General features: G+C 72.4%; 21 protein-coding genes. 8 read left to right on the top strand and 13 right to left on the bottom strand.

The window, feature by feature from the left end; all coding sequences use genetic code 11:
• The first annotated feature begins 422 nt into the window (after positions 1–422).
• On the top strand, positions 423–812 hold the full coding sequence (locus tag RHODO2019_RS16910; protein ID WP_265382870.1) for a HicB family toxin-antitoxin system: 390 nt from the start codon (positions 423–425) through the stop codon (positions 810–812).
• A gap of 585 nt (positions 813–1,397) precedes the next feature.
• Here the strand turns inward: RHODO2019_RS16910 and RHODO2019_RS16905 are convergent.
• The 5 genes from RHODO2019_RS16905 to RHODO2019_RS16885 form a co-directional block, all read right to left on the bottom strand.
• Positions 1,398–2,204, bottom strand: a complete 807-nt coding sequence (locus RHODO2019_RS16905) for a class I SAM-dependent methyltransferase (RefSeq protein WP_265382869.1) — start codon at positions 2,202–2,204, stop codon at positions 1,398–1,400.
• A 67-nt stretch (positions 2,205–2,271) separates the two neighbouring features.
• Positions 2,272–2,499 (bottom strand): tautomerase family protein, encoded by a 228-nt coding sequence (locus RHODO2019_RS16900; protein ID WP_265382868.1) that lies wholly within the window; start codon positions 2,497–2,499, stop codon positions 2,272–2,274.
• 99 nt (positions 2,500–2,598) lie between these two features.
• The gene (locus RHODO2019_RS16895) at positions 2,599–2,733 is read right to left on the bottom strand and encodes a hypothetical protein (protein WP_265382867.1); all 135 of its coding nucleotides are present in this window, start codon (positions 2,731–2,733) and stop codon (positions 2,599–2,601) included.
• A gap of 288 nt (positions 2,734–3,021) precedes the next feature.
• Entirely contained in the window at positions 3,022–3,822 is an 801-nt protein-coding gene (locus RHODO2019_RS16890) for a transposase (RefSeq protein ID WP_265382866.1), read from the bottom strand.
• 1,377 nt (positions 3,823–5,199) lie between these two features.
• Positions 5,200–5,484, bottom strand: coding sequence for a DUF427 domain-containing protein (locus RHODO2019_RS16885; RefSeq protein WP_265382865.1), 285 nt, complete (start codon positions 5,482–5,484; stop codon positions 5,200–5,202).
• Positions 5,485–5,647: 163 nt separating this feature from the next.
• Between RHODO2019_RS16885 and mftG the strand changes: the two genes are divergently transcribed.
• From mftG to RHODO2019_RS16870, 3 genes are read left to right on the top strand one after another with little or no spacing between them, the layout of a single operon-like run.
• Positions 5,648–7,045: a mycofactocin dehydrogenase MftG gene (mftG, locus tag RHODO2019_RS16880; RefSeq protein WP_265382864.1), complete on the top strand. Its 1,398-nt coding sequence runs from the start codon at positions 5,648–5,650 to the stop codon at positions 7,043–7,045.
• Positions 7,046–7,087: 42 nt separating this feature from the next.
• The gene (locus RHODO2019_RS16875) at positions 7,088–8,311 is read left to right on the top strand and encodes a TerD family protein (RefSeq protein WP_265382863.1); all 1,224 of its coding nucleotides are present in this window, start codon (positions 7,088–7,090) and stop codon (positions 8,309–8,311) included.
• On the top strand, positions 8,308–9,807 hold the full coding sequence (locus RHODO2019_RS16870; RefSeq protein WP_265382862.1) for a TerD family protein: 1,500 nt from the start codon (positions 8,308–8,310) through the stop codon (positions 9,805–9,807). The genes RHODO2019_RS16875 and RHODO2019_RS16870 overlap by 4 nt, the downstream gene beginning before the upstream one ends.
• A gap of 52 nt (positions 9,808–9,859) precedes the next feature.
• On the opposite strand, the gene RHODO2019_RS16865 is transcribed toward RHODO2019_RS16870, so the two are convergent.
• Positions 9,860–10,633 (bottom strand): S-methyl-5'-thioadenosine phosphorylase, encoded by a 774-nt coding sequence (locus RHODO2019_RS16865; protein ID WP_265384839.1) that lies wholly within the window; start codon positions 10,631–10,633, stop codon positions 9,860–9,862.
• 243 nt (positions 10,634–10,876) lie between these two features.
• Entirely contained in the window at positions 10,877–12,463 is a 1,587-nt protein-coding gene (locus RHODO2019_RS16860; protein ID WP_265382861.1) for an aldehyde dehydrogenase family protein, read from the bottom strand.
• 129 nt (positions 12,464–12,592) lie between these two features.
• On the opposite strand from RHODO2019_RS16860, the gene RHODO2019_RS16855 reads away from it, so the two are divergent.
• The 3 genes from RHODO2019_RS16855 (at position 12,593) to RHODO2019_RS16845 (ending at position 15,192) form a co-directional block, all read left to right on the top strand.
• Positions 12,593–13,702, top strand: a complete 1,110-nt coding sequence (locus tag RHODO2019_RS16855) for a lysylphosphatidylglycerol synthase transmembrane domain-containing protein (RefSeq protein ID WP_265382860.1) — start codon at positions 12,593–12,595, stop codon at positions 13,700–13,702.
• The gene (locus RHODO2019_RS16850) at positions 13,702–14,427 is read left to right on the top strand and encodes a dienelactone hydrolase family protein (RefSeq protein WP_265382859.1); all 726 of its coding nucleotides are present in this window, start codon (positions 13,702–13,704) and stop codon (positions 14,425–14,427) included. Before RHODO2019_RS16855 ends, RHODO2019_RS16850 begins: the two co-directional genes overlap by 1 nt.
• Positions 14,428–14,640: 213 nt before the next feature.
• Complete coding sequence (locus tag RHODO2019_RS16845) at positions 14,641–15,192, top strand: YceI family protein (protein WP_265382858.1); 552 nt, start codon at positions 14,641–14,643, stop codon at positions 15,190–15,192.
• A 110-nt stretch (positions 15,193–15,302) separates the two neighbouring features.
• Here RHODO2019_RS16845 and RHODO2019_RS16840 read toward each other — a convergent pair whose 3' ends face one another.
• From RHODO2019_RS16840 to RHODO2019_RS16815, 6 genes are all read right to left on the bottom strand, one after another.
• Positions 15,303–16,961 (bottom strand): class I adenylate-forming enzyme family protein, encoded by a 1,659-nt coding sequence (locus RHODO2019_RS16840; protein WP_265382857.1) that lies wholly within the window; start codon positions 16,959–16,961, stop codon positions 15,303–15,305.
• Between the two features lie 11 nt (positions 16,962–16,972).
• Entirely contained in the window at positions 16,973–17,911 is a 939-nt protein-coding gene (locus tag RHODO2019_RS16835) for a cyclase family protein (protein WP_265384838.1), read from the bottom strand.
• A gap of 340 nt (positions 17,912–18,251) precedes the next feature.
• The gene (locus tag RHODO2019_RS16830; RefSeq protein WP_265384837.1) at positions 18,252–18,587 is read right to left on the bottom strand and encodes a DUF2237 domain-containing protein; all 336 of its coding nucleotides are present in this window, start codon (positions 18,585–18,587) and stop codon (positions 18,252–18,254) included.
• A 189-nt stretch (positions 18,588–18,776) separates the two neighbouring features.
• A complete protein-coding gene (locus tag RHODO2019_RS16825) occupies positions 18,777–19,241 on the bottom strand; it encodes a (2Fe-2S)-binding protein (RefSeq protein WP_265382856.1) in 465 nt (154 codons plus the stop codon).
• Between the two features lie 13 nt (positions 19,242–19,254).
• Positions 19,255–21,609, bottom strand: a complete 2,355-nt coding sequence (locus tag RHODO2019_RS16820) for a xanthine dehydrogenase family protein molybdopterin-binding subunit (protein WP_265382855.1) — start codon at positions 21,607–21,609, stop codon at positions 19,255–19,257.
• Between the two features lie 311 nt (positions 21,610–21,920).
• Positions 21,921–23,141, bottom strand: a complete 1,221-nt coding sequence (locus tag RHODO2019_RS16815) for a PucR family transcriptional regulator (protein ID WP_265382854.1) — start codon at positions 23,139–23,141, stop codon at positions 21,921–21,923.
• 291 nt (positions 23,142–23,432) lie between these two features.
• Between RHODO2019_RS16815 and RHODO2019_RS16810 the strand changes: the two genes are divergently transcribed.
• Positions 23,433–24,056, top strand: coding sequence for an LppP/LprE family lipoprotein (locus tag RHODO2019_RS16810; RefSeq protein WP_265382853.1), 624 nt, complete (start codon positions 23,433–23,435; stop codon positions 24,054–24,056).
• Positions 24,057–24,094 lie beyond the last annotated feature (38 nt).

Genomic DNA, 24,094 nt, shown 5'->3' with positions numbered 1-24,094 from the left:
GACACACCACGCCCATGTTTCACAACCGAGCGAATACGACCCCACCCGGCCGGCTGCATGAACATGCAACCGGTTCCGTCCAGACGGGACCGCACCACGACGACACCGGCGTCGGCACGTGCGTACGAGTTCGCCCGCACAGGCAAGACCAGGTTCAAGTGCCTACCAGACTGGACTGGAAATCGTCTACATAGATAGACTACTCTGGTGGTCGGTGAGGTAGCGACGCGCGTTCTGCTGAAACGACTCCGGGCCGCCGGATGGCTGCAAGCACGGACAGTCGGCAGCCACACCCTCTGGAAGTGCTCCACCGGCCGGCACCAGATGCCCGTACCCGACGGGCACCGCATGATCTCACCGGGCGTGCACGGACAGGTCAACAAGATCATGAACACCTGCAGCTGCGACAAGGACGGCCAACGATGAACACCACCTACCAGGTTGAGGTGACCCGCGAGGGAAAGTGGTGGATGGTCGCGGTCCCCGCACTCGACGTCATCACCCAGGCCCGCCGCTACGCCGACATCGGGACCACCGCCCGCGAGCTCGTCGCCGTCGTGACCGACGAACCCCTCTCCCACGTCACCGTCCACATCCACCTCCGCGACGTCGACGGCATCCCCAACCTCGACGACACCGTCACCGAGCTCACCACCCGAGCAGCAGCAGCCGAACAAGAACGCAAAGACCTGCAAGCCCGCAAAGCCGCCCTCGCGCAAAGCCTCGTCAAGGCGAACGTGCCCGTCCGCGACGTCGGCAGCCTCCTCGGCGTCTCCTACCAACGCGCACAACAGCTCGCCACACCCGCCTGACCACCACCGCGAACCAGGCCACGCGCGCAACCCCCACCACGACGTTCCACAACCGACCCTGAGCGGCGCATCCACGGCGAGGTGCGCGGCCGGCCACGGGCTCAGCGGCGCGGGGGTGCCGTCGGGGCTCGCATGACGTTCCACAACCGAGCGAATACGCCCCCGCTTGCTCAACGGTTGGCTCAGCTAGCAGTCGCCCAGTCGTGTCGGGCCGGGGCGCACGGTCGCCGACCACATCTGCTGCTGCGAGCACAGCCGCCACACCCGCCGCGCCCCAACGGTCTCGCCGGGGCGGGCGACCTCGTCGGCGAGCAGTCGGTGGCCACACTCCGGGGTGTCGGCATGGGCGTTGATCACCGCGTTCGTCAGGTCGACGTCCCAGGTCGCCCCGGCTCAGGGGTTGCCGCACCCAGGCGTAGTAGGCCTGAGTCGAGTGGCGCGCATCCCGTAGGTCAGCCGCATCGAGATGCCCTCGGCGGCCGGGTCACCAACCACCCCGCAGTGCCCGGCTTGGCGCAGGGCAACCCTCGCCGCAGTACTGCTGCCCTGACGAACCGTCGACCAACGCCCCGATCAACCGGTCGGTCAGGCGCGGGTGCCTAGCACCTGAAGGTAGGTCACCTCGGCGGCGAAGGTCCCGTCGTCGGTGGTGTTGTGCTCGTCGAAGACCGCCACGAGGTCGGTCTCCAGTCCCTCGCGGCCCTCATCGCCGACCGCGGCGAAGGCCGCCACGGTCGGGCCGTACCAGGTGCGGAAGTACTCCAGGCAGGCCCGGGTCGAGGGGAAGCGCCACGAGCAGGTGCGGCGGTCCAGGCGCAGGTCGCTGCACCCGGGCCGGAGCAGCTCGCCAACCCGCTGCTCCGATCCCCAGGCGGCTGCCGGCGGTACGCCCTGTGGGGGCGGCACCCGCTTGCCCACCGCCCGGAACATGTCACCGACCATGCTGTCCGGCGTCCAGTTCGCCATACCGATGCGGCCGCCCCGGCGACACACCCGCACCAGCTCACCGGCCACTGCCTCCTGGTCGGGTGCGAACATGGCCCCGATCGTCGACATCACGACGTCGTAGGACGCATCCGGGTAGGGCAGCGACTGGGCGTCAGCTACCTCCGTCCGCAGGGACACCCCTTCGGCCCGGGCCCGGGCGGCCGCCTGCTCCAACAGCTCCGGCACGTAGTCGGTGGCGAGCACGTCGGCGAAGCGGCGGGCGGCGGGCAGGGCGGCGTTACCGTTTCCCGCGGCAACGTCGAGGACCCGCTCGCCGGAGTGGATGTCGAGGTCACGCACGAGCGCCTCGCCGATCCAGCTGAGCAGGCTCCCGACCCGGCCGTAGTCGCCGAGGCCCCAGACCTTCTGCTGCTTCGTGGTGATAGCGGCGTAATCGACGGTCACGACCTCCTCCGTCCGGGCCGGGACGGATCCCCGTGTGTGGGGTCGGCAGTGGCCGCGGTGCGGGTGGTCACCCGACACCGACCCCGGCGGCGAGGGCCTTGACGTCGGTGGTGGTGAGCGGCTGCCCGCCGATCCCCCAGTCACCGCTGGCCACTTCCTCGACCACGCACCAGGTCACGCCGCGCATGTTCTCGCCCTCGATGCTGACCAAGGCATCGGTCAGGGTGCGCACGATCTGCTGCTTCTGGTCGGAGTCGAAGACCCCCTTGATGATCTTCACGTTGATGAACGGCATGACCGGTCCTCTCGTTGGTGGGCGCTGTGAGGACTGCCATCGTCTGGGGAGGCTGTTGCATCTGGGTTGCACCGGCCGCTCACGCACCGGGTGGGCGGGTCAGCCGGCGTGCAGGAGGGATTCCTTGGCGTAGGCCACCGCGTCGGCGACGCGCAGGGCCCCGCCGTGGGCGGCCGCGACCACCGACCCGCTGCTGCCGAAGGCGAGGAGCCGGTGTGCGCCCGCGGCGTCCAACGGCGAGGGCGGTGTTTCACAACCGAGCGATTTTGTACTCTGGCAGCGTGATGCGCGAACGTGCGCGGCGATCGGGGTAAATAGCTCGGAGCCCAGGAGGGACGCACCAGTCGGCCGGACCGAGTGCGGGGACATTCGTCAACCTGAGACCCTTGGACCATGGATACCTTTTTGAGCTCACGGCGACGGGGTGGACCGCGATCTACACCTTGATCACCGCCAGTTTGCTCACCACCGCCCTGATCGCAGCCTTCTACGCGAAAAAAGGCTCTTCGTACTTGCGGTGGGTCATGCGAGGTTGGGGTGGGTGAGACCGCCGCCGATGAGGAGCATGCGGAGTCGGTAGTTGTCGCGGTTGCGGAAGCCGCGGGCGATGCGGCGGTGGAGCTCGATGAGTCCGTTGACGGCTTCGGTGCCGCCGTTGTTCGCGCCGCCGGTGTCGAAGTAGGCCAGCAGCTGGGTGGACCACTGGCCCACGGTGCGTCCGAGGCGGGCGATCTCGGGGATCGGGCAGGTGGGGAAGGAGGCGAGGACCTTCTCGGCGAGGGCCCGGCCCTGGGCGGGGGTGTCCTGGTGGTAGACCGCCCGGAGCTGTTGGGCGCGCTGCCAGGCCACGAACACCGCCTCGTGGGCGTCGTGGGCGTTGATCGCGGCCTGCAGTCGGGTGTGTTGGCGGTCGGTGAGGTTCTCGGCTGCGGCTCGCAGCAGGGTGCGGATGCCGTAGAGGGGGTCACCGCTGCGGCCGCGGTGCCCGGTGGTGTCCTGCTGGACCCGGCGGCGGACGTCGTCCAGGGCTGTGGTCCCGAGCGTGACGACGTGAAAGGCGTCCAGGACGGCGGTGGCGTCCTCGAGCTGGTCGCCGATGGCGTTGTTGTAGCCGTGGAACGGGTGCAGGGTCGCGACCTTGATGCCGGTGCGGAACGCCGTCGTTCGGGCGGCGAGCCAGTCGGCGGAGGCCCGGCCCGAACGGCCGGGCACCAGGTCGAGCAACCGGGCGTGGACCTTGCCCTGGGCGTCGCGGGTGAGGTCCACCATCCCGGTGAGCTCGGTGGGTCCGCGCCCACCGGCCTCGACGGGCTTGGACGACACGTGGTGGGAAGATGTGTTCATCGACCCCGAGGTCGCGGACCCCGGTGAAGCGGGCCTTCTCGGCGGCCACACCCTCCAACAACTGGGCCTCCAGCAGCGGGGCCACCGCGCTCCACAGGGTGCGCCAGCTCGTGCCGAGCTGGCGGGCCAGTCCCGCGATGCTGGCGTGCTCCCGTCGCAGCTGGCCCACCGCCCACCACCGAGCCCGGACACTGAGCAACCCCCGTGGTGGGGCGAGGCGTGCGTCCTGCTCGGTGAACACCCCCACAGGACACGCCGGCACCGGGCTGCACCAGCTGCGCTTGCGCCACACCACGCGCACCGGGCGCCCGAAGGACGGGGCATCGATGAGGGTGCGCCCTGCGGCCGTGACTGGTCGCCACCGCCCCGCCCTCCGGGCACCCCACCGGCCCCGGGGCGGACTCCACCGTCACCGTCAACCGCGACCGGGCCAGCTCGACGGCCACCACGTGCAACCCGGGAAGCCCGACGAGCAGGTCACAACACGAGCAGTACAACCCCGAGACATCCTCACCGGACGCCCGGGAACACGACATAGAGTCATTCACGGTCGAGGTCCTTGCTGGAGCAGGGTGCTTGGTCGCTCCTGATCCTCAGGACCTCGACCCCAACCTCAACCCACCACCCCCGGCGTGTCGCCCACCCCACCGCAAGTACGAAGAGCCAGGTAATGCCAGCGACGCGGGCGAATTCAATCTTGGCATTGCTGTCGGGTATGACTACTACAAGCCCTACCCAAAGCTCGCGCGCGCGGTCGCGTAGGGCCCGGCGGCGGCGAGCATGGCCTGCGGGTCCCGGGTTTTACGAGCGACACGGCTACATCGAGACCGGCCGCACCGACGGGATCCCCCGCGCCGGCAGCGCCGACGTCCACCTCCGCAAGCGGCTCACCACGCCCCCAAGCACCAGTCGATAACGCCCAGAGCCCCGCCTGCACGGTGCACCAGCTGCGGTTCAGCGAGCCGCAGCCCAAGGGGTCCCGTGGAAGCCCCCCGCGGTTTTTCACAACCGACCGAATGTGCCACCGCTTGCTGGAAGCTCGATCCTGCCAGCACTTGCCCAAACCCGACAAGCCCGACCGCCGACAGTCACCGCGATCACCGCACTCGACGTCTGTAGCCCGCGCACGCGACTACCGCTGTGCCACGACCCGACATGGCAACCGAAGTCGACTATCCGGTTGTCCGGCTCCCCGCCGAGCTCGTGACCCGGTACCGCGCCGTCGACCGTGGCCACCACGCCGTGCAGTCGCACAGTGCACCAAGGCTTCAGCGCGTACAGACCGTTCACGGGTCGACGACAGCCGGTCCGCCGCGCCCGGGGATCCGCCCGACTCCTCAGCCGGGGCGGGTGGTCCTATTCAGTGATCTGCACGCCCTTCCAGAACGCGACGTGGTCCTTGATGTTCGAGGCGGCGTCCTTGGGTGTCGGGTAGTACCAGGCCGCGTCGACGTTCTCCTGGCCGTCCACGGTGATCGTGTAGTAGCTCGAGGTGCCCTTCCACGGGCAGACGGAGGTGGTGGCCGACGGGGTGAGCAGCTCGGAGCTGACCGACGAGGCGGGGAAGTAGTGGTTGCCCTCGACGATCTCGGTGGTGTCGCTCTGCGCGATGACGGTGCCGTTCCAGGTTGCTGTGGTCATGGCCCCATCGTCCTCCGTGTGCGGCCCGTGCGCAGGTGGGGCGTCTGCACGCACCACCGGCACCCGCCGCAGGGGTCTGCCACCGTGACCGGCTGCTGCTCGGTCGGCGGCCCGGGGTCGGCACGGTCGTCGGGATCAGGCCGGCGGGGTGCACGATGGAGCCGTGACCGCCGACCGTCCGGACGTGCTGGTGGTCGGCGCCGGCTCGGCGGGCTGCGTGCTCGCCGCACGCCTCAGCGAGGACCCCGCGCGCACCGTCCTGGTGCTCGAGCCCGGGGCGCTGCACACCACGAGCTGGCCCCCCGAGCTCCTCGATGCCGGGCTCGTCCCCGCCGGGCACGCCGAGACCTGGCATTACGCGACCGCCCTCACGCCCGACCGCACCGGGCTCCTGCACCGCGGTCGCGTCGTCGGCGGGTCGGGCGCGGTCAACGGGGCGTACTTCGTCCGCGCCACTCCGGCCGACGTGGACGCCTGGCCCGGGCTCACCTTCGACGAGCTGCTGCCGTCGTTCCTCCGCTCGGAGTCCGACCCGCTGGGCGGCCCCCGGCACGGCACCGACGGACCGGTCCCCGTCACCAGGTCCACCGATCTGCACCCGCGCAGCGCGCAGCTCGTCCAGGCCGCCCGCGCAGCCGGGTTCGCCGACGAGCCGGACAAGAACGCCGGCGCCGCCCCCGGGGTGGGGCCGCTCCCGCGCAACGTGCGCGACGGGGTGCGGGTGAACACCGCGCTGGCCTACCTGGTGCCCGCGCTCGGACGGCCGAACCTGCAGGTGCGCACCGGGGTCCGGGTCGCCCGGGTGCTCGTGGTCGACGGACGGGCCACCGGGGTGGAGCTCACGACCGGTGCACGCGTGCACGCAGAGCAGGTGGTGCTGTGCGCCGGCGCGATCGCCTCCGCGGCGGTGCTGCTGCGCTCGGGCATCGGACCGGCGCAGGACCTCCGCACCGTCGGGCTCACCGTGCACGCCGACCTGCCCGTGGGCCGCGGGTTCTCCGACCACCCGGACGTGGCCGTTGCTGACGTGCACGCAGAGGAGAGGATGCGCACCCCCGGCACCCCCGCCCTCGAGGTCACCCTCAACACCCCCACCGTGGAGCTCCGCCCGTACACCGCCGGCTTCGACCAGCTCGTGCCCGGCAGCGGCGCCGGGCCGCAGCCGTGCCTCGGGGTGGCCCTGGTCGTGCCGGACTCCCGCGGCACCCTGCGGCTGCGCAGCACCGACCCGGACGCCGCCCCCGACATCGCCCACCACTACCTCGCCACCGCGCACGACCGCGACCTGCTCGCCGACGGCGTCCGGCTCGCGCACCACCTGCTCGCCCAGCCCCCGCCCGCCGACGTCGACCGCTGGGTGCGGGAGAACCTGGGCACCTCCCAGCACCTGGTGGGCACCTGTGCGCTCGGGACGGTGGTCGACGCAGGGTTCCGGGTGCAGGGCGTGGAGGGACTGCGGGTGGTCGACGCCGCTGTCGTCCCCGTGGTTCCCACCCGTGGGCCGCACGCCACGGTGGTCGCCCTCGCCGAGCACGCCGCCGCGCACTGGTCCCACCCGTAGGTTCGACCTCCAGCACGACGATCGAGAGGCAGGAGCACCACGGTGTCCGCACCGCAGACCCTGGGCAAGGGCCAGAACGCGCCCCTGACGACGCCGTCGGTGGTGCTGACCGTCGAGGTCGCGGCCCCCGCCGACCTCTCCGCCCTGCTCGTGACGAGCGCCGGCACCGTCCGGTCCGACGCCGACTTCGTCTTCTACAACCAGCCCACCGGTCCCGGGGTGCGCCTGCTCCACGGTCCCTGGCGCCTGGAGGTGGACCTCGCGGACGTCCCCACCGACATCGAGCAGATCCGGGCCGTGGTCACCCTCGACGACGCGACCGCCCGGTTCGGCGCGCTGCTGCCCCCGCTGGCCCGGGTGCTCGACGGCACGGGCACCGAGCTGTTCCGCTACGCCGTCGAGGGGCTCAGCACCGAGTCCGTCGTCATCGTCCTCGAGCTGTACCGCCGCGCCGGGGCCTGGAAGATCCGCGCCGTGGGTCAGGGCTACGCGGGCGGTTTCGCCGACCTCGTCACCGACCACGGCGTCAGCGTCGACCCCCCCGACGCGCCGACCGCCACCCCCCTGGCCAGCACCCCGCCGCCGCCGGCCCCCGTGCCACCCACCCCGCCCGCGCGTCCGCCGGCCTCCCCGCTGCCCGCGCCCCCCGGCGCCCCGTTCGCCCCGCCCGAGGTGCAGCTGACCAAGGCCCGGCCGGTCAGCCTCAGCAAGGGTCAGAAGGTGACGCTGCGCAAGGACGGCGGCACCGCGCTGACCCTGGTGCAGATGGGTCTGGGCTGGGACCCGCTGCGCAAGCGCAGCCTGTTCGGCAACCGCGAGGCGGAGATCGACCTCGACGCCTCGGCCGTCCTGTTCGCCGACCGGACCGCCGTCGACATCGCCTTCTTCAACCAGCTCTCCAGCAAGGACGGCTCCGTCGTCCACCAGGGCGACAACCGCACCGGCGCCGGGGACGGTGACGACGAGGTGCTCGTGGTCGACCTCACCCGCGTCCCCGTCCACGTCACCAGCATCGTGTTCCTGGTGACCTCCTACGAGGGTCAGACCTTCCAGCAGGTCGACAACGCGTTCTGCCGCCTCGTCGACCACACCACCGGCGCGGAGCTGGCCCGCTACACCCTCACCGGGGGCGAGGCGGCCACCGGGATGATCATGGCGCGCGTCTACCGGGAGGGTCGCGACTGGAAGCTCGAGGCCGTCGGGCAGTCCATCCAGGCCCGCAACCCCGTCCAGGCCCTTGACCAGCTCGGCGACGTGGTCCGGTGACCGGCGCCGTGCTGGTCAAGGGGCAGAACATCGCGGTCGACGCACTGCGCGTGGTCGTCACCGTGGCCCCTCGGCTCGCGCTCGCGGCCCTGCTCGTGGACGCCGACGGCCGGGCCCGCACCTCGGCGCACCTGCTCACCGTCGACCACCAGGACGCCGACGGGGTGCGCTGGTCACCGTTCGCGCTGGAGGTGGACACCCGGGCCGTCGCCCCGGCGGTGCACGCCGTGCTCTGCGTGGTCACCGTCGACCCCGACCAGTCCCCCGTCACCACGGTCCGCGACGCCCGGGGCGCCGAGCTCGCGACGTTCACCGCGGACGACCTCACCACCGAGCGGGCCGTGGTCGTCGTCGAGCTCTACCGCCGCGCCGGCGGGTGGCGCCTGCGCGCGGTCGGCCAGGGCTACGACGGCGGGCTCGTGGCCGCGGCCGCCGACCACGGGATCACGACGAGCGCACCCGCCGCCCCGCCGCCGACCGACCTCGACGACGAGCGGGTGCCGCAGCGGGTCCGCGCCGTGTGGGAGGACGCGGCGCGCAGCACCGTCGCCTACGTCTCCGCGTGCACCTACGCCGAGCACCGCCGCGACGCCGAGGTCTCCGCCGCCCTCGCCGACCCCGCCCGGCGGACCAGCCCGGCCACCGACGCCGCCCGGGCCCGGGCCGAGAGCAGGCACGACGAGCTGGTGGCCCGGGCGGACGCGGAGCACGACCGGGACGTGGACACCCTCACCGGCGAGCTGGCGGCGCTGCAGGCGGTGCTGCCCGCGGCCGTCGCGGACTGGGCGAGCCCGGCGTGGGGCGGGTGGTCCGCACCGCCGCGGCTGGGCTCCGCGGTGCGGCTGGGGACGGTGCACGCCGACCTCGCCCCCCAGCTCCGGATCCCCCTGCTGACCGGGCTCCCGCTGCGCGCTCCGCTCTGGGTGGACACCGCTGGAGCCGATCCCCCGACCACGGCCCGCGCGGTGCGGGCGCTCGTGCTCCGGCTGCTCGCCGCGCACCCCGCCGGGGGGCTGCGCCTGCGCCTGGTGGACCTCGTCGGCGGCCTCGCGGGGGCGGTGGGCTCGACGGCGGTGACCGCGGGCGCGGCCGAGCTCGGGGCGGAGCTCGACGCGCTGGTGGACCGGGTGGAGATGGTGCAGCTCGCCCGGCGGGCCGGGGGCGGGCTCGAGGACACCGCCGGACGGCTGCTGGTGGTGCACGGGCTGCCGCACGGGCTCGGCGACCACACGCTGGAGCAGCTGCTCGTGCTGGCCAGGACCGGAGCCCCGTCCGGGGTGCACCTGCTGCTGACCGGTGACCGCGACGACCTGCTCGGCCGTGACGCCACCCGCACCCTGGCGCAGCTGGCCGAGAGCGCGCAGCGACTGCCCGTGGCCGGTGACGGCACCCTGGACGACCCGTGGGTGGGCCTGGAGTGGGTGTTCGCGCCGGACCTCGGGCCGGACGACGCGCGGGCGGCTGAGCTGCTGCGCGCGGTGGCCGGGAGCGCCTGAGCCATCCACCCGGCACCCCGCTCAGGGCAGGGTGACGCCGGCCACGGCCCGCTCAGGGCAGGGTGATCGGCAGGCTCACCCCGTCGTGCACGTGCACGCACGTGCAGTCCCGCTGGCGGGGGGCGGCGGCCACGGCCGAGCGCACCAGCTCCTTGAGCTTCTCCACGTTGCGGCCGAACTCGGCGAACACGTCCACCGCGCGCACGCCCGCGCCGGCCTCCACCCCCGCGTCCAGGTCGGTCACCAGAGCCACTGCGGCGTAACACATCTCGAGCTCACGGGCCAGGACGGCCTCGGGGTGACCGGTCATGTTCACCAGGCTCCAGCCCTGCGCGGCGAACCACCGGCTCTCCGCGCGGGTGGAGAACCGCGGTCCCTCGACGACCACCATCGTCCCGCCGTCGACCGTCCCGGGCTGCAGGGCCGCGGCGCGGAGGTCGGGGCAGTAGGGGTCCGCGAAATCCACGTGGACGCCGCCGGTGTCGAAGAACGTCTGGGCGCGGCCGGAGGAGGTGCGGTCCACGAGCTGGTCGGGCACGACGACCGTGCCGGGCCCGAGCTCGGGGAGCAGGCCACCCACCGCGCACGGGGCGATCACCTGCCGCACACCCAGGCTGCGCAGCGCCCAGAGGTTCGCCCGGTACGGCACCTGGTGCGGCGGGTGCTCGTGGTGGCGGCCGTGCCGGGGCACGAAGGCGACGGTACGACCGGCCACCTCGCCCACGGTCACGGGTCCGCTCGGGGCGCCGTAGGGGGTGTCGACCACGTGCTCGGCCGCGTCCTCGAAGAACGAGTAGAACCCGCTCCCCCCGATCACGCCCACCAGGTCCTGCTGCTGCTCGCTCACCGTGTCATCGTCGCGCAGCCGCCGCGGGTGCCGCCCCCCGGGGCGACGTGGAACCCTGTGGCCGCCCCGGGCGCTCCCCCGGGGGCGACGTGGAACCCTGTGGCCGCCCCGGCCGCCCCCGCGGCCGCTCCCTCGAGGGCGACGTGGAACCGTGTGGCCGCCCCGGCCGCTCCCCCGGGGGCGACGTGGAACCCTGTGGCCGCCCCGGGGCGCCCCCGGGGCTCACACCTCCGGGTAGCGGTTGTGGCCGGGGAAGTTGCCGTAGAGCTCCTCGCCCGGCGCGCCCTGGGTCACGGCGTGAACCAGGAGCTCGCCCCCGACGAACGCGCCCTTCCAGGAGGCGCCGCGTCCACCGAACGGCTCGGCCTTGTCGCCACGGGAGCGGGGCTTGTTCACCCCGACCTTGAAGGCCTGCACGTGCTCGGCGAGCTCGGTGGCCTTCTCCTCGTCGTCGCAGGCGATCGAGGCGACGAGCGCGCCGTTCGAGGCGTTCATCTGGGCCAGCAGCTCGGCCTCGGTGTCCACCACCACGATGGTGTCCACCGGGCCGAAGGGCTCCTCGTGCATCAGCCGTGAGGCGCCGGGCGGGGCCAGCAGGGTGGTCGGCGCGGCGTAGGCAGAGGTGTCCTGGCCGTCGAGGAACCGGGCCGGGTCCAGCTGCCCGCGGTACAGCGGTACCGCCCCGTAGCGCAGGGCGGAGTCCACCTTCTCCTTCAGCTCACCCGCCTTGGCCGCCGTGATGAGCGGACCGAACTCCAGCGCTGGCAGGTCGGCCGTCGTCGGGTCGACGACGTCTGCGGCCACGGCCAGCGGGTGGCCGACGCGCAGGCTCGCCACCACCGGCAGGTAGGCGGCGAGGAAGGAGTCGACCAGCTCGCGCTGCACCACGAAGCGCGGGTAGGCCGTGCACCGCTGCTTGCCGTACTCGAAGCCCTTGCGCACGTGTGCGGCGAGCCCGGACCAGTCGCTGAACTCCCAGATGCCCCAGGTGTTCAGCCCTTCCTGCTCCAGCATGTGCCGCTTGCCCGTGTCGACCAGCTTGGCCGCGATCTTGCCGCCGTTGGAGCGCCCGCCGACGAAGGCCAGCGCCCCCAGCTCGGAGCTGCGCACCAGGGCGTCGGAGAGCTCGCCGCCGTCCCCGGAGACCAAGGTGACCGGCAGGCCCGCCTCGCGCATGATCGCGTGCGCGACGGTGAGGCACACGGCCCCGCCCTGGGTCGGCGTCTTGGCGATCACGGCGTTGCCGGCCAGCAGCTGCACCAGCTCGGAGTGCACGAGCACGCTCATGGGGTAGTTCCAGCTGGCGATGTTGCTCACCGGGCCGGGCAGCGGGGTGCGTTCCACGCTCGACCCGTCCGGAGCGCGGTGGAGCATCCCCTCGATCTCGCCGAGGTACCAGCGCACCCCGTCCAGGGCGCGGTCCACGTCCGCACAGGCCAGCGCCCACGGCTTGCCGATCTCCCACGCCAGCAGCAGCGCGAGCGTGTCGCGGGCCTCGGTCATGGCCGCCACCGCCGCCGTGACCCGGACCGAGCGCTCGGCCAGCGGGACCTTCCCCCACTCGGCGTGCTCCAGGGCCGCGGAGTGCACGGCGGAGAGCGCCACCTGGCCGTCGAGCTTGGGCAGCCGCGCCAGCACCGTGCCGTCGACGGGGCTGGTGACCGGGCTCGGGGTGCCGGTGGGCTGCCAGCGACCCTCGTGCAGGTTGCGCAGGCGGTTGCCGTCGAAGGCACCCGGTGCGAGGGCGGACGAGGCGGCCAGGACGGCCTCCCAGCTGGCGAAGGCGGGGACGTGCAGGGCAGCAGCCACGGGAGCCTCTTCTCGGGTCGGGATCCGGCATCGGTACCGGACCCCGGTGCGGCTGAGCGTTCCACGCCCCGGGAGATCCGCCCGGTGAGCAGCGGCACCTGCGCAGACCCGGGTCGCTACCCTCAGCACGTGGCCGAGAACGGAGAACCCGCCGCAGCGGTGGCCCCTCCGGGCCGCAGCACCCGGCGCCGGCAGGTCCGCTGGGCCGTCGGGATCCTGCTCGCGGCCGTCCTGGCGGTCGAGGTGGTGCTCGTCGGGCCGTCGCTCACCGGGGCCGTCAAGCGGCTGGGCGACGTGAGCTGGGAGTGGGTCGTCGCCGCGGTGGTGGCCGAGGCCGTCTCCATGAGCAGCTTCGCCCGGCTGCAGAAGGCCCTGCTCAACGCGGCCGAGGTACCCGTGCGGCAGAAGCAGTCCCTCGCGGTGGTCTACGCCTCCAACGCCATGAGCGTCTCGCTGCCCGGCGGACCGCTGTTCGCCACCACCTTCACCTTCCGGCAGAGCCGGCACTGGGGCGCGAGCCGCGTCGTGGCGTCCTGGCAGCTGGCCATGAGCGGGGTGCTCTCCACCGGCGTCATCGCCCTCATCGGGGTGGGGGCGGCCCTCACCGTCGGGGGCACCGCCAACCCCGTCGGGCTGGCCACGGCCGTGCTGCTGACCTTCCTGCTGGTGTTCGGGGTGCGGTTCGTCGTCCGCCACCCGGACAGCCTGCTCGCCGTCGGCCGCTCGGTCCTGCGACGGGTCAACCGTGCGCGCCACCGGCCGAAGGACGAGGGGCTCGAGCGCTGGGTCGAGATCCTCGGCCAGCTGGAGACGGTGCAGCTGGGCCGTCGCTCCGGGGCCCTCACCATCGCGTGGGCGGCGCTGAACTGGGCCGCCGACATCGCCACCCTGGGCTTCGCGTGCCTGGCCGCCGGCGCCGAGCCCAGCATCAGCGGGCTGCTCATCGCCTACGCCGCGGGCAAGGCGGTGGCCACGGTCCCCCTGCTCCCGGGCGGCATCGGGGTGGTGGACGGCGCCATGACCGCGACGCTGGTCGCGGGGGGCCTCACCGCGAGCGCCGCGCTGCCGAGCGTCATCGTGTACCGCATCGTCAGCTTCTTCCTCGTGGCCGCCGTCGGCTGGATCGTCTTCGCGGTGATGTTCCGCAGCAGCAACCACGACCACCCCGACGACGTCGCGACCCCACCCGCCGGCACACCCGTGGCCGGCACGTCCCTCCAGCGCCCCGGAGCCTCCTGATGCAGACCCAGCACACCGTCGGACTTCCGCGCGGCCGCAGCCTCACCGCCTCGCTCGCCCTGCCCATCGGCACCGCACCGGACGGGGGGTGGCCCGGTGTGCTCGTCGTGCACGAGGCGCCCTCGCTGACCCGGCCGATCCTCGACGTGGCCGACGTGTTCGCCGCACGGGGCTGGGCCGCGGTGGTGCCGGACCTGCTCAGCTCGGGCGGGGCCAAGCTCGGCTGCCTGGTGCGCAACCTGCGCGAGGTCCAGTCCGGCAAGGCTGGTGCGGTCACCGAGGACCTGCGCGCGGTGCTCACCTGGCTGGGCGGGCGGGCGGACGTCGACGGTGCGCGCACGGCCAGCATCGGGTTCTGCATGGGCGGCGCGTTCGCGCTGCTGCTGGGCTCGCTCGGTCCCGACGGCCTGCGGGCGGTGAGCGACAACTACGGGTTCGTGCCGCCGGAGACCACCGACCTCACCCGCTGCCCGCCGGTGGTGGGCTCGTTCGGCGCGGACGACACGCTGATCAAGAACGGGGCCGCGCAGCTCACCGCACGGCTGGAGAAGGCCGGCGTGGTGCACGACGTGGTGGACTACCCGGGAGCCAAGCACTCGTTCCTCACCGGTGACGCGAAGCTGTTCGGGGTGGTCACGTTCCCGGGGACCGCCTACGTGGCCGACGCGGCCGAGCCCGCGTGGGAGCGGATCCTCGGCTTCCTCGACGAGCACGTCCGGGCCTGAGCCCTCTCCCGCCTCAGCCGCCCAGGCCGCGTGACCGCATCGCGCGCTCACGGGGACCCCAGGCCGGCGGGCACGTGAGGAGGACACGGTGGGGGGTGGCTGCCCGTCTGGTCGAGCACCGCCCGCGCGATCGGGAACAACTTGAACATTCATCTAGTTCGCTGTAGCGTCACAGTTGATACTTCAACTAGTCAACCGCACCGAGGAGCCACCATGACCACCGCCGTCAGCCTGCCCGGACTCACCACCGGCACCTGGGCCATCGACCCCACCCACTCCAGCGTGGCGTTCTCCGTGCGCCACCTCATGGTGAGCAAGGTCAAGGGCACGTTCGACACCTTCTCCGGCGCGATCACGGTCGGCGAGGACGGCACCCAGGTCGTCACCGCCGAGATCGACGTCAGCTCCTTCAACACCAAGAACGCGCAGCGCGACGGCCACGTCCGCTCCGCCGACTTCCTGGAGGTCTCGACGTTCCCCACCATGTCCTTCACCTCGACGGGCCTCCGCGCGCAGGGTGGCGACGTCGTCGTCGAGGGCGAGCTGACCCTGCACGGCGTCACCAGAGCCGTCGAGCTCGAGCTCGAGTACTCCGGCGTGAACCCGGGCATGGGCGCGGGCACCGTCGCAGGCTTCGAGGCGAAGACCACCATCGAGCGCGGCGACTTCGGCATCAGCCTCCAGATGCCGCTCGAGGGCGGCGGCGTCGTGGTGGGCGAGAAGGTCACCATCACCCTCGACATCGAGGCCGTTCTCCAGTCCTGACCCCCCACTCCCTCCCCACGCCAAGTGCGGGCTCATGGTCGTCATCCACCTCGGATTGACGACCAAGAGCCCGCACTTGGCGGTGGTGGGTGGATTGCGGGGGCGGGGCGCTACTCCCGGAGCTCGCGGCGCAGGATCTTGCCCGTCACGGTCTTGGGCAGCTCGTCCACCACGTCCACCGACCGCGGGTACTTGTAGGCGGCCATCCGCTCCTTGCAGTGCGCGATGAGCTCGTCCTCGGTGGCCGAGAGCCCGGGCTTGAAGGAGACGAACGCCTTCACCGTCTCGCCCCGGTACTCGTCTGCCACGCCCACCACCGCGGCCTCGCGCACCGCCGGGTGCTCGTAGAGCACGTCCTCCACCTCGCGCGGCCACACCTTGTAGCCCGAGGCGTTGATCATGTCCTTCTTGCGGTCGACGATGAACACCCAGCCCTCGGGTGTCATGAAGCCGACGTCCCCGGAGTGCAGCACCCGCTCCGGCAGCGCGTGCCGGGTCTCCTCGGGCTTGCCCCAGTAGCCGAGCACCACCTGCGGGCCCTGCGCACAGATCTCGCCGATCTCGCCCAGCGGCACCGGCGCACCCTCCTCGTCGAGGATGCGGACGATCGTGTTGTTCACCGGCACCCCCACCGAGAAGGCCCCCGACGCCGGGTCCACCGGGGAGTCCGCGCCGCGCGGGGTGGCCGTCATCGGCGAGGTGGTCTCGGTGAGCCCGTAGGCGTTGTGCACCGGCATCCCGGTGGCGGCCAGGAACGCGTTGGCCGTGCTCGGGGCGATCGCCGCCCCGCCGGAGTACACCCACTCGAGGGAGCTGAAGTCGTCCTTCGCGAACCCGGGTGCGTTCATCAGCGCGATGAACACCGTGATCGCGCCGATGGTGAAGGTCGGCCGGTGCTCCCGCAGCGAGTCCAGGGCCACCTGCGGCTCGAACCGGTAGGTCAGCACCAGCGGCGCGCCGGAGAGCAGGCTCACCCCCACGTGCCCGATGAGCCCGGTGATGTGGAACAGCGGCGCGATGCCCCACACCGAGCCCGCACCGCCCACCCCCACGAAGTCCCGGTACACCTGGGCGGTGAAGCAGACGTTGCCGTGGGTGTTCATCGCCCCCTTCGGCGTGCCGGTGGTGCCGGAGGTGTAGGTCAGGAACGCGACGTCGTCGATCCCGTACGCCACCTCCGGGACGGTCTCGCCGTCGTGGGCGGTGATGAGCGTGGCGAGGTCGGTGGTGTCGTGCGGGACCTGCTTGGTCATCCCCGCGAACAACCGCTCGTCCGCGCGGGTCTGGTGCTCGAGCTCGGAGGTGGTGAGGACGAGCGTCACGTCGGTGTCACCGGAACCGACGACGGTGCGCCCGACGCCCTCCCACAACGACTCCAGGCACACCAGGACCTTCGCGCCCGAGTCGGTGAGCTGGTAGCGCAGCTCGCGCTCCCGGCTCATCGGGTTGACGCTGACCATGATCCCGCCGGCCTTCCAGGTGGCGACCATGGCGACGACGAACTGCGGCACGTTCTGCAGGTACACCGCCAGCCGGTCGCCCCGGGCGAAGCCGTGCTCCAGCAGCCCCGCCGCGAGGGCGGTGGACTGCTCGTCGAGCTGGGACCAGCTCAGCCCGCCGTCGAAGTAGGTCAGCGCCGGGCTGGTGCCGCGCGAGGCCACGGTTGCCCGCACCATGGCCAGGGCGTCGTCGAACTCCACGTCGACGTCCGGGGCCTGGTCGGAGGTGTAGCTCGCCAGCCAGGGCCGTTCGTCGTACACGCTCGTCACGGGGCCGGCCGTCACTTGATGACGACGGGGTTCACCGGGGACCCGCTGCCGAGCGCCACCTTGAGCGGCGCCGCAACGTAGAGGAAGACGTACTGGTTGTCCGCCGCGCAGTCCTCGGCCAGCTTCTCCAGGTCGCAGATCTCGGTGAGGGTGACCCCCAGGTTGCGCATGAGCGCGCAGTGCAGCGGCAGGGCCACGCCGGAGACGGGGTCGGTGGTGACCTCGTTCGCGATGGTGTCGGTGACCAGGTTGGGGATCTCCATGTCCTGGAACCACTGCACCAGCTCGGGGGAGTAGGTCAGGCCCGGCTCGCAGAAGCCGTCGTAGAACGCGTCGCCCTTCTCGAAGAACTGCTGCAGGTAGTTGGTGCGGATGATGATGACGTCGTGCTTCTCGATGGTGACGCCCTGGGCCTTGGCGCACTCCTGCAGGTCCTCGTGGGTGAACGTCTCCGCCGTGTCCATCGTGGACTTGCCGCGGAAGCGGGCCATGTCGAGCAGGATCCCGCGCCCGACGATGCCCCTCTCGGCGATCGGCTGGATGCTGGCCTTGTCCAGGCCGCCGATGGTGGTGCGGGCGTCGTAGCCGTTCCAGATCTTGCCGCCGTACCAGACGTGGCCCAGCGCGTCGTACTGCGTGGAGCCCTGCAGGAAGGCGTTGATCTTGTCGTCGGCGTAGTGCAGTCCGCCGGGGAAGGCGGGGCCGCCGTTGCCCTCGTCCCAGTTCGACTCGTCGAGGATCTGGGTGCGCTCGGCCGGGGTGCGGCCCGGCCACACCGGGTCACCGTTGGGGTCTCCGATGAGGCGCTGCAGGGTGAACACCGAGCCCTGCTTGACGTGCTGCACACCGCGCAGGACCTCCTCGGCGGTGAGGTAGTTCAGGGAGCCGACCTCGTCGTCCGGGCCCCACTTGCCCCAGTTGCTCGGCGCGTTCGCCAACAGGTCGGTCATCTCCGGCGGGGTCTGGGCGGTCTCGGTCACGGTTCCTCCACGAGTAGGCGCTCCGGGAGCGGGCTCAGGTGCTCCAGGGGCAGGGTGAGGTGCTCCGGGAGCAGGGTTGAGGCGCTCGGGGAGCGGGTGAGGCTCGGATGGGTGCACCCAGTGCCCTGGGTCACAGTCGACTGTGCCACCTATCGGCCGGCCGTCAACAGGGCCGATCACCGACCGGGAGGGGTGCCGGGTGCGCACCGCTGCGACCAGCGGGTACGTCCCGGACCCGAGGGCGCGCCGCGCTGGCCGCCGTGCCGCCGCGTCGAGCACGAGCGCTGCCCGGGTCGGGTGCGGGTGCCGCTCAGCCCAGTCCGCTCGCGTCGTCCGGCACGTCCACGGCGTGCTCCCGCAGGGCCGCGATGGGGATGATCTCCAGCGCCAGCAGGTTGGTCGAGGCCAGCACCACGCCCGCCGGCGCACCCGCCTCGTAGGCCTGCATCCACCGCGCCGCCACCACGCACCACCGATCGCCCGGCCGCAGACCGCCGAACCCGTGCTCGGGACGCGGGGTCTGCAGGTCGTTGCCCACGGTCAGCTGGTGGGCGAGGAACTCCGTCGACACCACGGCACAGACGGTGTGGCTGCCACGGTCCTCCGGCCCGGAGCTGCAGCACCCGTCCCGGTAGAAGCCCGTCATCGGCTCCGTCCCGCACTCCTGGAGGGGTCCACCCAGCACGTTCCGGTCCGGCGCCACACCAGTGATGCTCGCACGGCCCCGGCCAGAGCTGGCCGCCGCCGGTCCCGGACGCACAGGTGGCGGGCTGCCCGTGGTCCAGGACGTCACCTGGGCGTGGGCAGCCCGCCACCGGCGGGGCGAGCGGAAGGGTCAGCGCATCTTGGCCGCGGCGACCTTGATGGCCTCCCGGATGCGGAAGTACGACCCGCAGCGGCAGACGTTGATCATGGCGTCGATGTCGGCGTCGGTGGGGTTCGGGTTCGTCGCGAGCATCGCCGCAGCGGACATGATCTGCCCGGGCTGGCAGTACCCGCACTGGGCCACGTCGTTCTCGATCCAGGCTTCCTGCACGGGGTGCAGGTCGCCGGGAACGGTGTCGGCCAGGCCCTCGATGGTGGTCACGGTCTGGCCGTCGAGGTCGGAGGTCGCGGTGTTGCAGAGCTGGACGGCCGCCCCGTTGAGGTGGCTCGTGCACGCCTTGCACACGTTGATCCCGCAGCCGTACTTGGGGCCGGTGACCCCGAGCTTGTCGCGGATCGCCCACAGCGCCGGCAGGTTGGCCGGGGCGTCGACGTTCACGGTCTTGCCGTTGAGCTGGAAGCTGTAGCTGGGCACGGGTCGGGTCCTCTCACGCGGTCCGGAAGGGGGGCTGCGGGCTCAGTGACGGCGGCCGCGGCGGGAAGTCGATCTCGAAGTTGATCGGGAAGCTGCGCGGCTTGGTCCCGGTCGCCCGGGCGTAGGCGTTGGCGATCGCCCCCACCGCGGCCGGCACGCCGAGCTCGCCGGCACCACCGGGCTCACCGGTCGGCGGCATGACGACGATCTTCACGTTCCTCGGGGAGTCCGCCTGACGGGCGTAGTGGAACTCGGAGTAGCTGCCCTCCAGGACGGAGCCGTTGACCACGTGCAGCCCGGCCCGGAAGACGATGGAGATGGCGTCGGTGAGCCCGCCGAGCATCTGCGACTCGAGCCCGCGGGGGTTCAGGGCCCGGCCCACGTCGACCACGATCGTGGCCTTGGTGACCCGGGGGACGGTGATCTGCTTGGTGCCGTTGGGCGAGCCGTCCGGGTTGTAGACCTTGATGGTGGACTTCTTGGTGGTGTCCAGCTCCACCAGGCAGGCGGTGCAGGAGCCGTACTCGTCGTGGAAGGCGATGCCCTGGGCGGTGCCGCGAGGCATCTTCTTGCCCCAGCCGCCCTCGGTGGCCGCCCTCTGCAGCACGGCCTTCTGCCGAGCGGTCTTCAGCGTGGCGAGCCGGTAGGCCACCGGGTCCTGACGGAGCCGGGCCGCGATCTCGTCGGCGAGGATCTCCTCCGAGCCACGGGTGGCGAAGGAGTACACCGAGCGGAAGCTGGCCGTGTGGAACTGGGCCGGCAGCTCGGTGAGCAGCTGGGTGACCACCCCGTAGTTGTAGGGCGACTTGATGGTGGTCTCGAACAGCGTCTCCGAGATGCTCAGGTTCCCGGCGTTCAGCGGGGCGGGCAGCTGCGTGGCGGTGGCGGTGAGGATCTCCCCGAGACCGTGGCGGAAGTCGGTCTCCACCGAGGCCACCCGGTGCTCGAAGGTCGTGACGTTGCCCAGCAGGAAGGTCGCCCGCATGCGGTGGTAGCTGGCGGGGGCGGCCCGGCCGTGGCGGACGTCGTCGGTGCGGGTCCACTTGAGGATGACGGGGCGGCCGAGCTTCTTGGAGATCTGCGCGGCCTCGAGCGCGGCGTCGAAGAACAGGTGGCGCCCGAAGGACCCGCCGGACTGCACCGTGTGGCAGACGACCTTGTCCACCGGTAGGCCCAGCTCACCGGCGATGGTCTGCGCCGCGACGATGGGGGTCTTGAACCCGGACCAGATCTCGGCCGAGTCCGCGCGGACGTCGGCGATGGCGGAGTTGGTCTCCATCGCGCCGTGGCTCACCGGCGCCCAGTCGAACTCCGCGTCGATGTACTGCGCGAGCAGGCCCGGCACCGCCAGCGGCAGCGCGGTCTTGCGGAGCTTGGCGCGGATGGTGGCGTTGGACTCGCCGTCCACGGTGCCCGCACCCCAGGTGACGTCGACGGCGTTGAGCCCGTCGAGGGCCTGGCCGAAGGTCTCGGCCATGATGGCGACCCCGGTGGGGATGACGCAGAGGTCGATGATCCCCTCGAGCGCGCGGACCGCGGCCTCGTTGTTGACCGACCTCACCGTGCCGTTGATGGTCGGCGGTCGGCGAACGTAGACCGGCTTGGCCCCGGGCACCACCAGGTCGAGGGTGTACTTCTTCGCCCCGGTGACGATCTCGCGGGCGTCCTGGCGGGTCCGCGGGGTCCCGATGACCGTGTAGGTCGACGGGTCCTTGGGCGCGGCGGTGTTGCCGCTGGCGATGCTGAGCAGCGAGCCGGAGGCCAGCACGGCCAGGCCGCCGTAGGTGCCGGTGTACCTGCCGTCCGCCGCCGAGATGACGCCGTCCTTGACCGACAGGAGGCTGGCCGGCACGCCGGAGAGCTGCGATGCGGTGCCCACCATCTGCGCACGCGCCGTCGCGGCGAGCGAGCGCACCGGGCCCCAGAGGCCGCGGACGCTGTTCGAGCTGCCGGTGAGCTGGTTGAAGACCAGCTCCGGACGGGCGTCGGCGAGGGTCACGTCGACCTTGTCGAGCGACATGTCGAGCTCCTCGGCGAGGATCATCGCCACCGTGGTGGTGATGCCCTGGCCGACCTCCATGCGGGGCAGCGCGAAGTGGCACACGCCGTCGGACGTGAACTGCAGCGAGATGAGGTTCGAGGTCGGCAGCGCGGCGGCGATGAGGAGGTCGCCGAGGTCGACGAGGTCGGCGGGCGCCGGGGCGCTGGGGATGGCCGCCTCCGCCGTGGCCGGGTTGACGCTGTCGGTGATGAAGCGGCCGCCGACCACGAGGGTCGGGGCGGCGACGAGGTAGGTCAGGAAGCGGCGGCGCGAGGTGGACGGACGGTCCTCCTCGGTGGGGTCGGCACCGGTCGCGTCGCTGGTCACGCTGCTCGTCGTCGCGCTGCTCGCTCCGCTCGGGGTCGAGGCGGGTCGCACCATGGGGATCCTCTCGCTGGGCCGGGCGGTCAGCGGGGTCCGCTGCCCGTCCGGATCGGCGAGAACCGAGGTGGCGCCCGCCGTTGGGCTGTGTCGTGGAACGGGGCGGTATACATCTCCCCGAGGAATGTCCAGGACGGTACGACACGGTTCACGGTGTGCGCCGGGATGATCACCAACTGTGTGGCGGGGTCATGATCGTCCGGCTGTGGTGTGTGAGCCGTCACAGCGGAGGTCTGCGCACGCGGGCGGCGGGCGCCTCAGCGCGCGGGCGGCGTCGGCAGGTGGTCGGTGCCGGGGAACAGGTTGAGCGCGCGCAGGGCGGCGCCCACCTCCGCGATGTGCTCGGGGTCGCTCAACGGGCGGCCCAGCTCCTCGGTGATCCGCTTGAGCCGCAACCGGATCGTGTTCGGGTGGCAGAACATCCGCTCCGCGGTGAGGTTGGTCGAGCCCTGGCTGTCGAACCACGCGCGCAGCGTCAGCAGCAGCACGTTGCCCTCCTCGCCCGGGAGGTCGAGCACCGGTCCCAGCACCTGGTGGGCCAGCTGCACCGAGGCCTCGGGCGCGCTGGCGACCAGTCCCGCCAGCGGCGACTCGGTGAACTGCACGGTTCCCGGCACCCCGGGCGTCAGGCTGGACAGCGCCACCCGCGCGAAGTGCAGCGCCCGCGCCGTGTTCGCCAGCCCCGAGTAGACCGGGCTCATCCCGACCCGGGCCTCCGTGGCCGCTCCCACGAGCTCGAGCACGTCCTGCGCCGCGTTCGGGCGGCGCAGGGACACCACGCCGGCCTGCAGGTCAGGGGTCAGCCGCCAGGCCGACTCGTGGTGGAGTTCGCGCAGCCGCGCCTCCACCTTGTCCAGCGGCTCCTGCCCCAGCGCCGGGGTCTCGGCCACGACCACGACGAAGTCGCCCTCCACCGTCAGCCCGAGCACCCTCGCGATGTCCCAGAGCATCCCCTCGGTGGAGGCCCCGCCGGCGAACAGCGCCTCGACCAGGGCGGAGCGGCGGGCCTGGTGGGCGAGCACGACCTCCGTGGAGGCGCCCCGGTAGGCCGTGGTCAGCGCTTCGGCGTAGTCGTCGGCCAGGGCCCAGATCGCGGTGGTGGCGGCCACCAGGGCGGCCAGGTCCCCGGGGCGGCCGTCGTCGAGGAGGTCCACCACCCGGCGCCACACCTCGGTCAGCCCGATCCGGTAGGCGCGCACGAGCTCGGGCAGCGGTGCGCCCTGCAGCGCCCGGACGCGTCCGGTGGTGGTGGCCCTGGTGAGGTCGGGGGCGCCCGCGCCCTGCAGCGTGCGCAGCGCGACCTGGAGGTTGTCCACGACGGAGCGACGGAGCTCCGCCACCGGGACGAAGCGCTCCGAGCCGTAGACCTTCATCTCGGCGACGATCCCCGCCACCGTGTCGTCGGTCATCTCCGCGATGCGGAGCTCCACCCTGGCCGCGAGCTCGGCCACCCGGGGATCACCACCGCGGTAGAGCACCCGCACCTCCTCGCCGTGACGTACCGCCCCGGCTCGGGTGCAGTGGCGTGGCCCACACTCACCGCTGGGCGGGTGGAAGTCAACGCCACCGAGTCGTGCTGCGCGGCAAAGGAACAAGTCGGTCAGCAGGTGCGGCCCAGGCGGCAGTCCCGACCCGCGTGCGCGGGAGGCCCGACGCCGGCGGGGGATGCTGCGCCCCGGGGGCGCCGAGCGGTGCACCGCCGGGGATGCCGAGCCAACCGGACCAGGGTCCCGAGCGTCCCAGAGGCAACCACGACGGAGGGATGCACCGTGCACGCACCGAGGACCACACTGCTCACCGGAACCGCCCTGCTGATCCTGGTGGCCGGTTGCGGGCCCGACGCCGCGGTGGGAGCCGCGTCGTCCACGGCACCCACGACCACCCGGTCCACCACCCCGTCCACGACCACCCCGTCCACCACCACGGCCCCCGCCACCACGGCCGCGACCAGCCCCGCGACCACCGCGCCGACCTGCGGGGTGGACCTGGGCGCGAGCGCGGTCACGGCCGCCGTGGCACAGCTCCGCCCGGCCTTCACCGATCCCGCCCTCGCGGACGTCGCGTGGGACCCCACCCCGGACGGCGGGAACTACGACCCCTGCGCGACGCTCTCCGCGGCCTCGGTGACGGTCCAGGGCGCGACGGGGGGCTCCCCGGAGCAGGTGATGATGTTCCACGACGGCGCCTACCAGGGCACCGGCACCCCCGAGGCCTACGGGCTGACCACCATCGACGTCGCCGCCAGCACGGACGACACCGTGGTCGTCCGCTACCGCTACCCGAAGCCCGGGGAGTCCAACGCCGGGGCCTCCGGGCTCGCGACGGTGCGCTACCAGTGGGTCGACGGCAAGGTCACGATGCTCGACACGCTGCCGCCGGAGATCACGAGCTGAGCTCCGCGCTCCGGCGGAGTGGCACCGGGTCCGGTCGT

Source organism: Rhodococcus antarcticus (genome assembly GCF_026153295.1).
Taxonomy (GTDB): Bacteria; Actinomycetota; Actinomycetes; order Mycobacteriales; family Mycobacteriaceae; genus Rhodococcus_D; species Rhodococcus_D antarcticus.
This window is presented reverse-complemented; position numbering and strand designations above follow the sequence as displayed.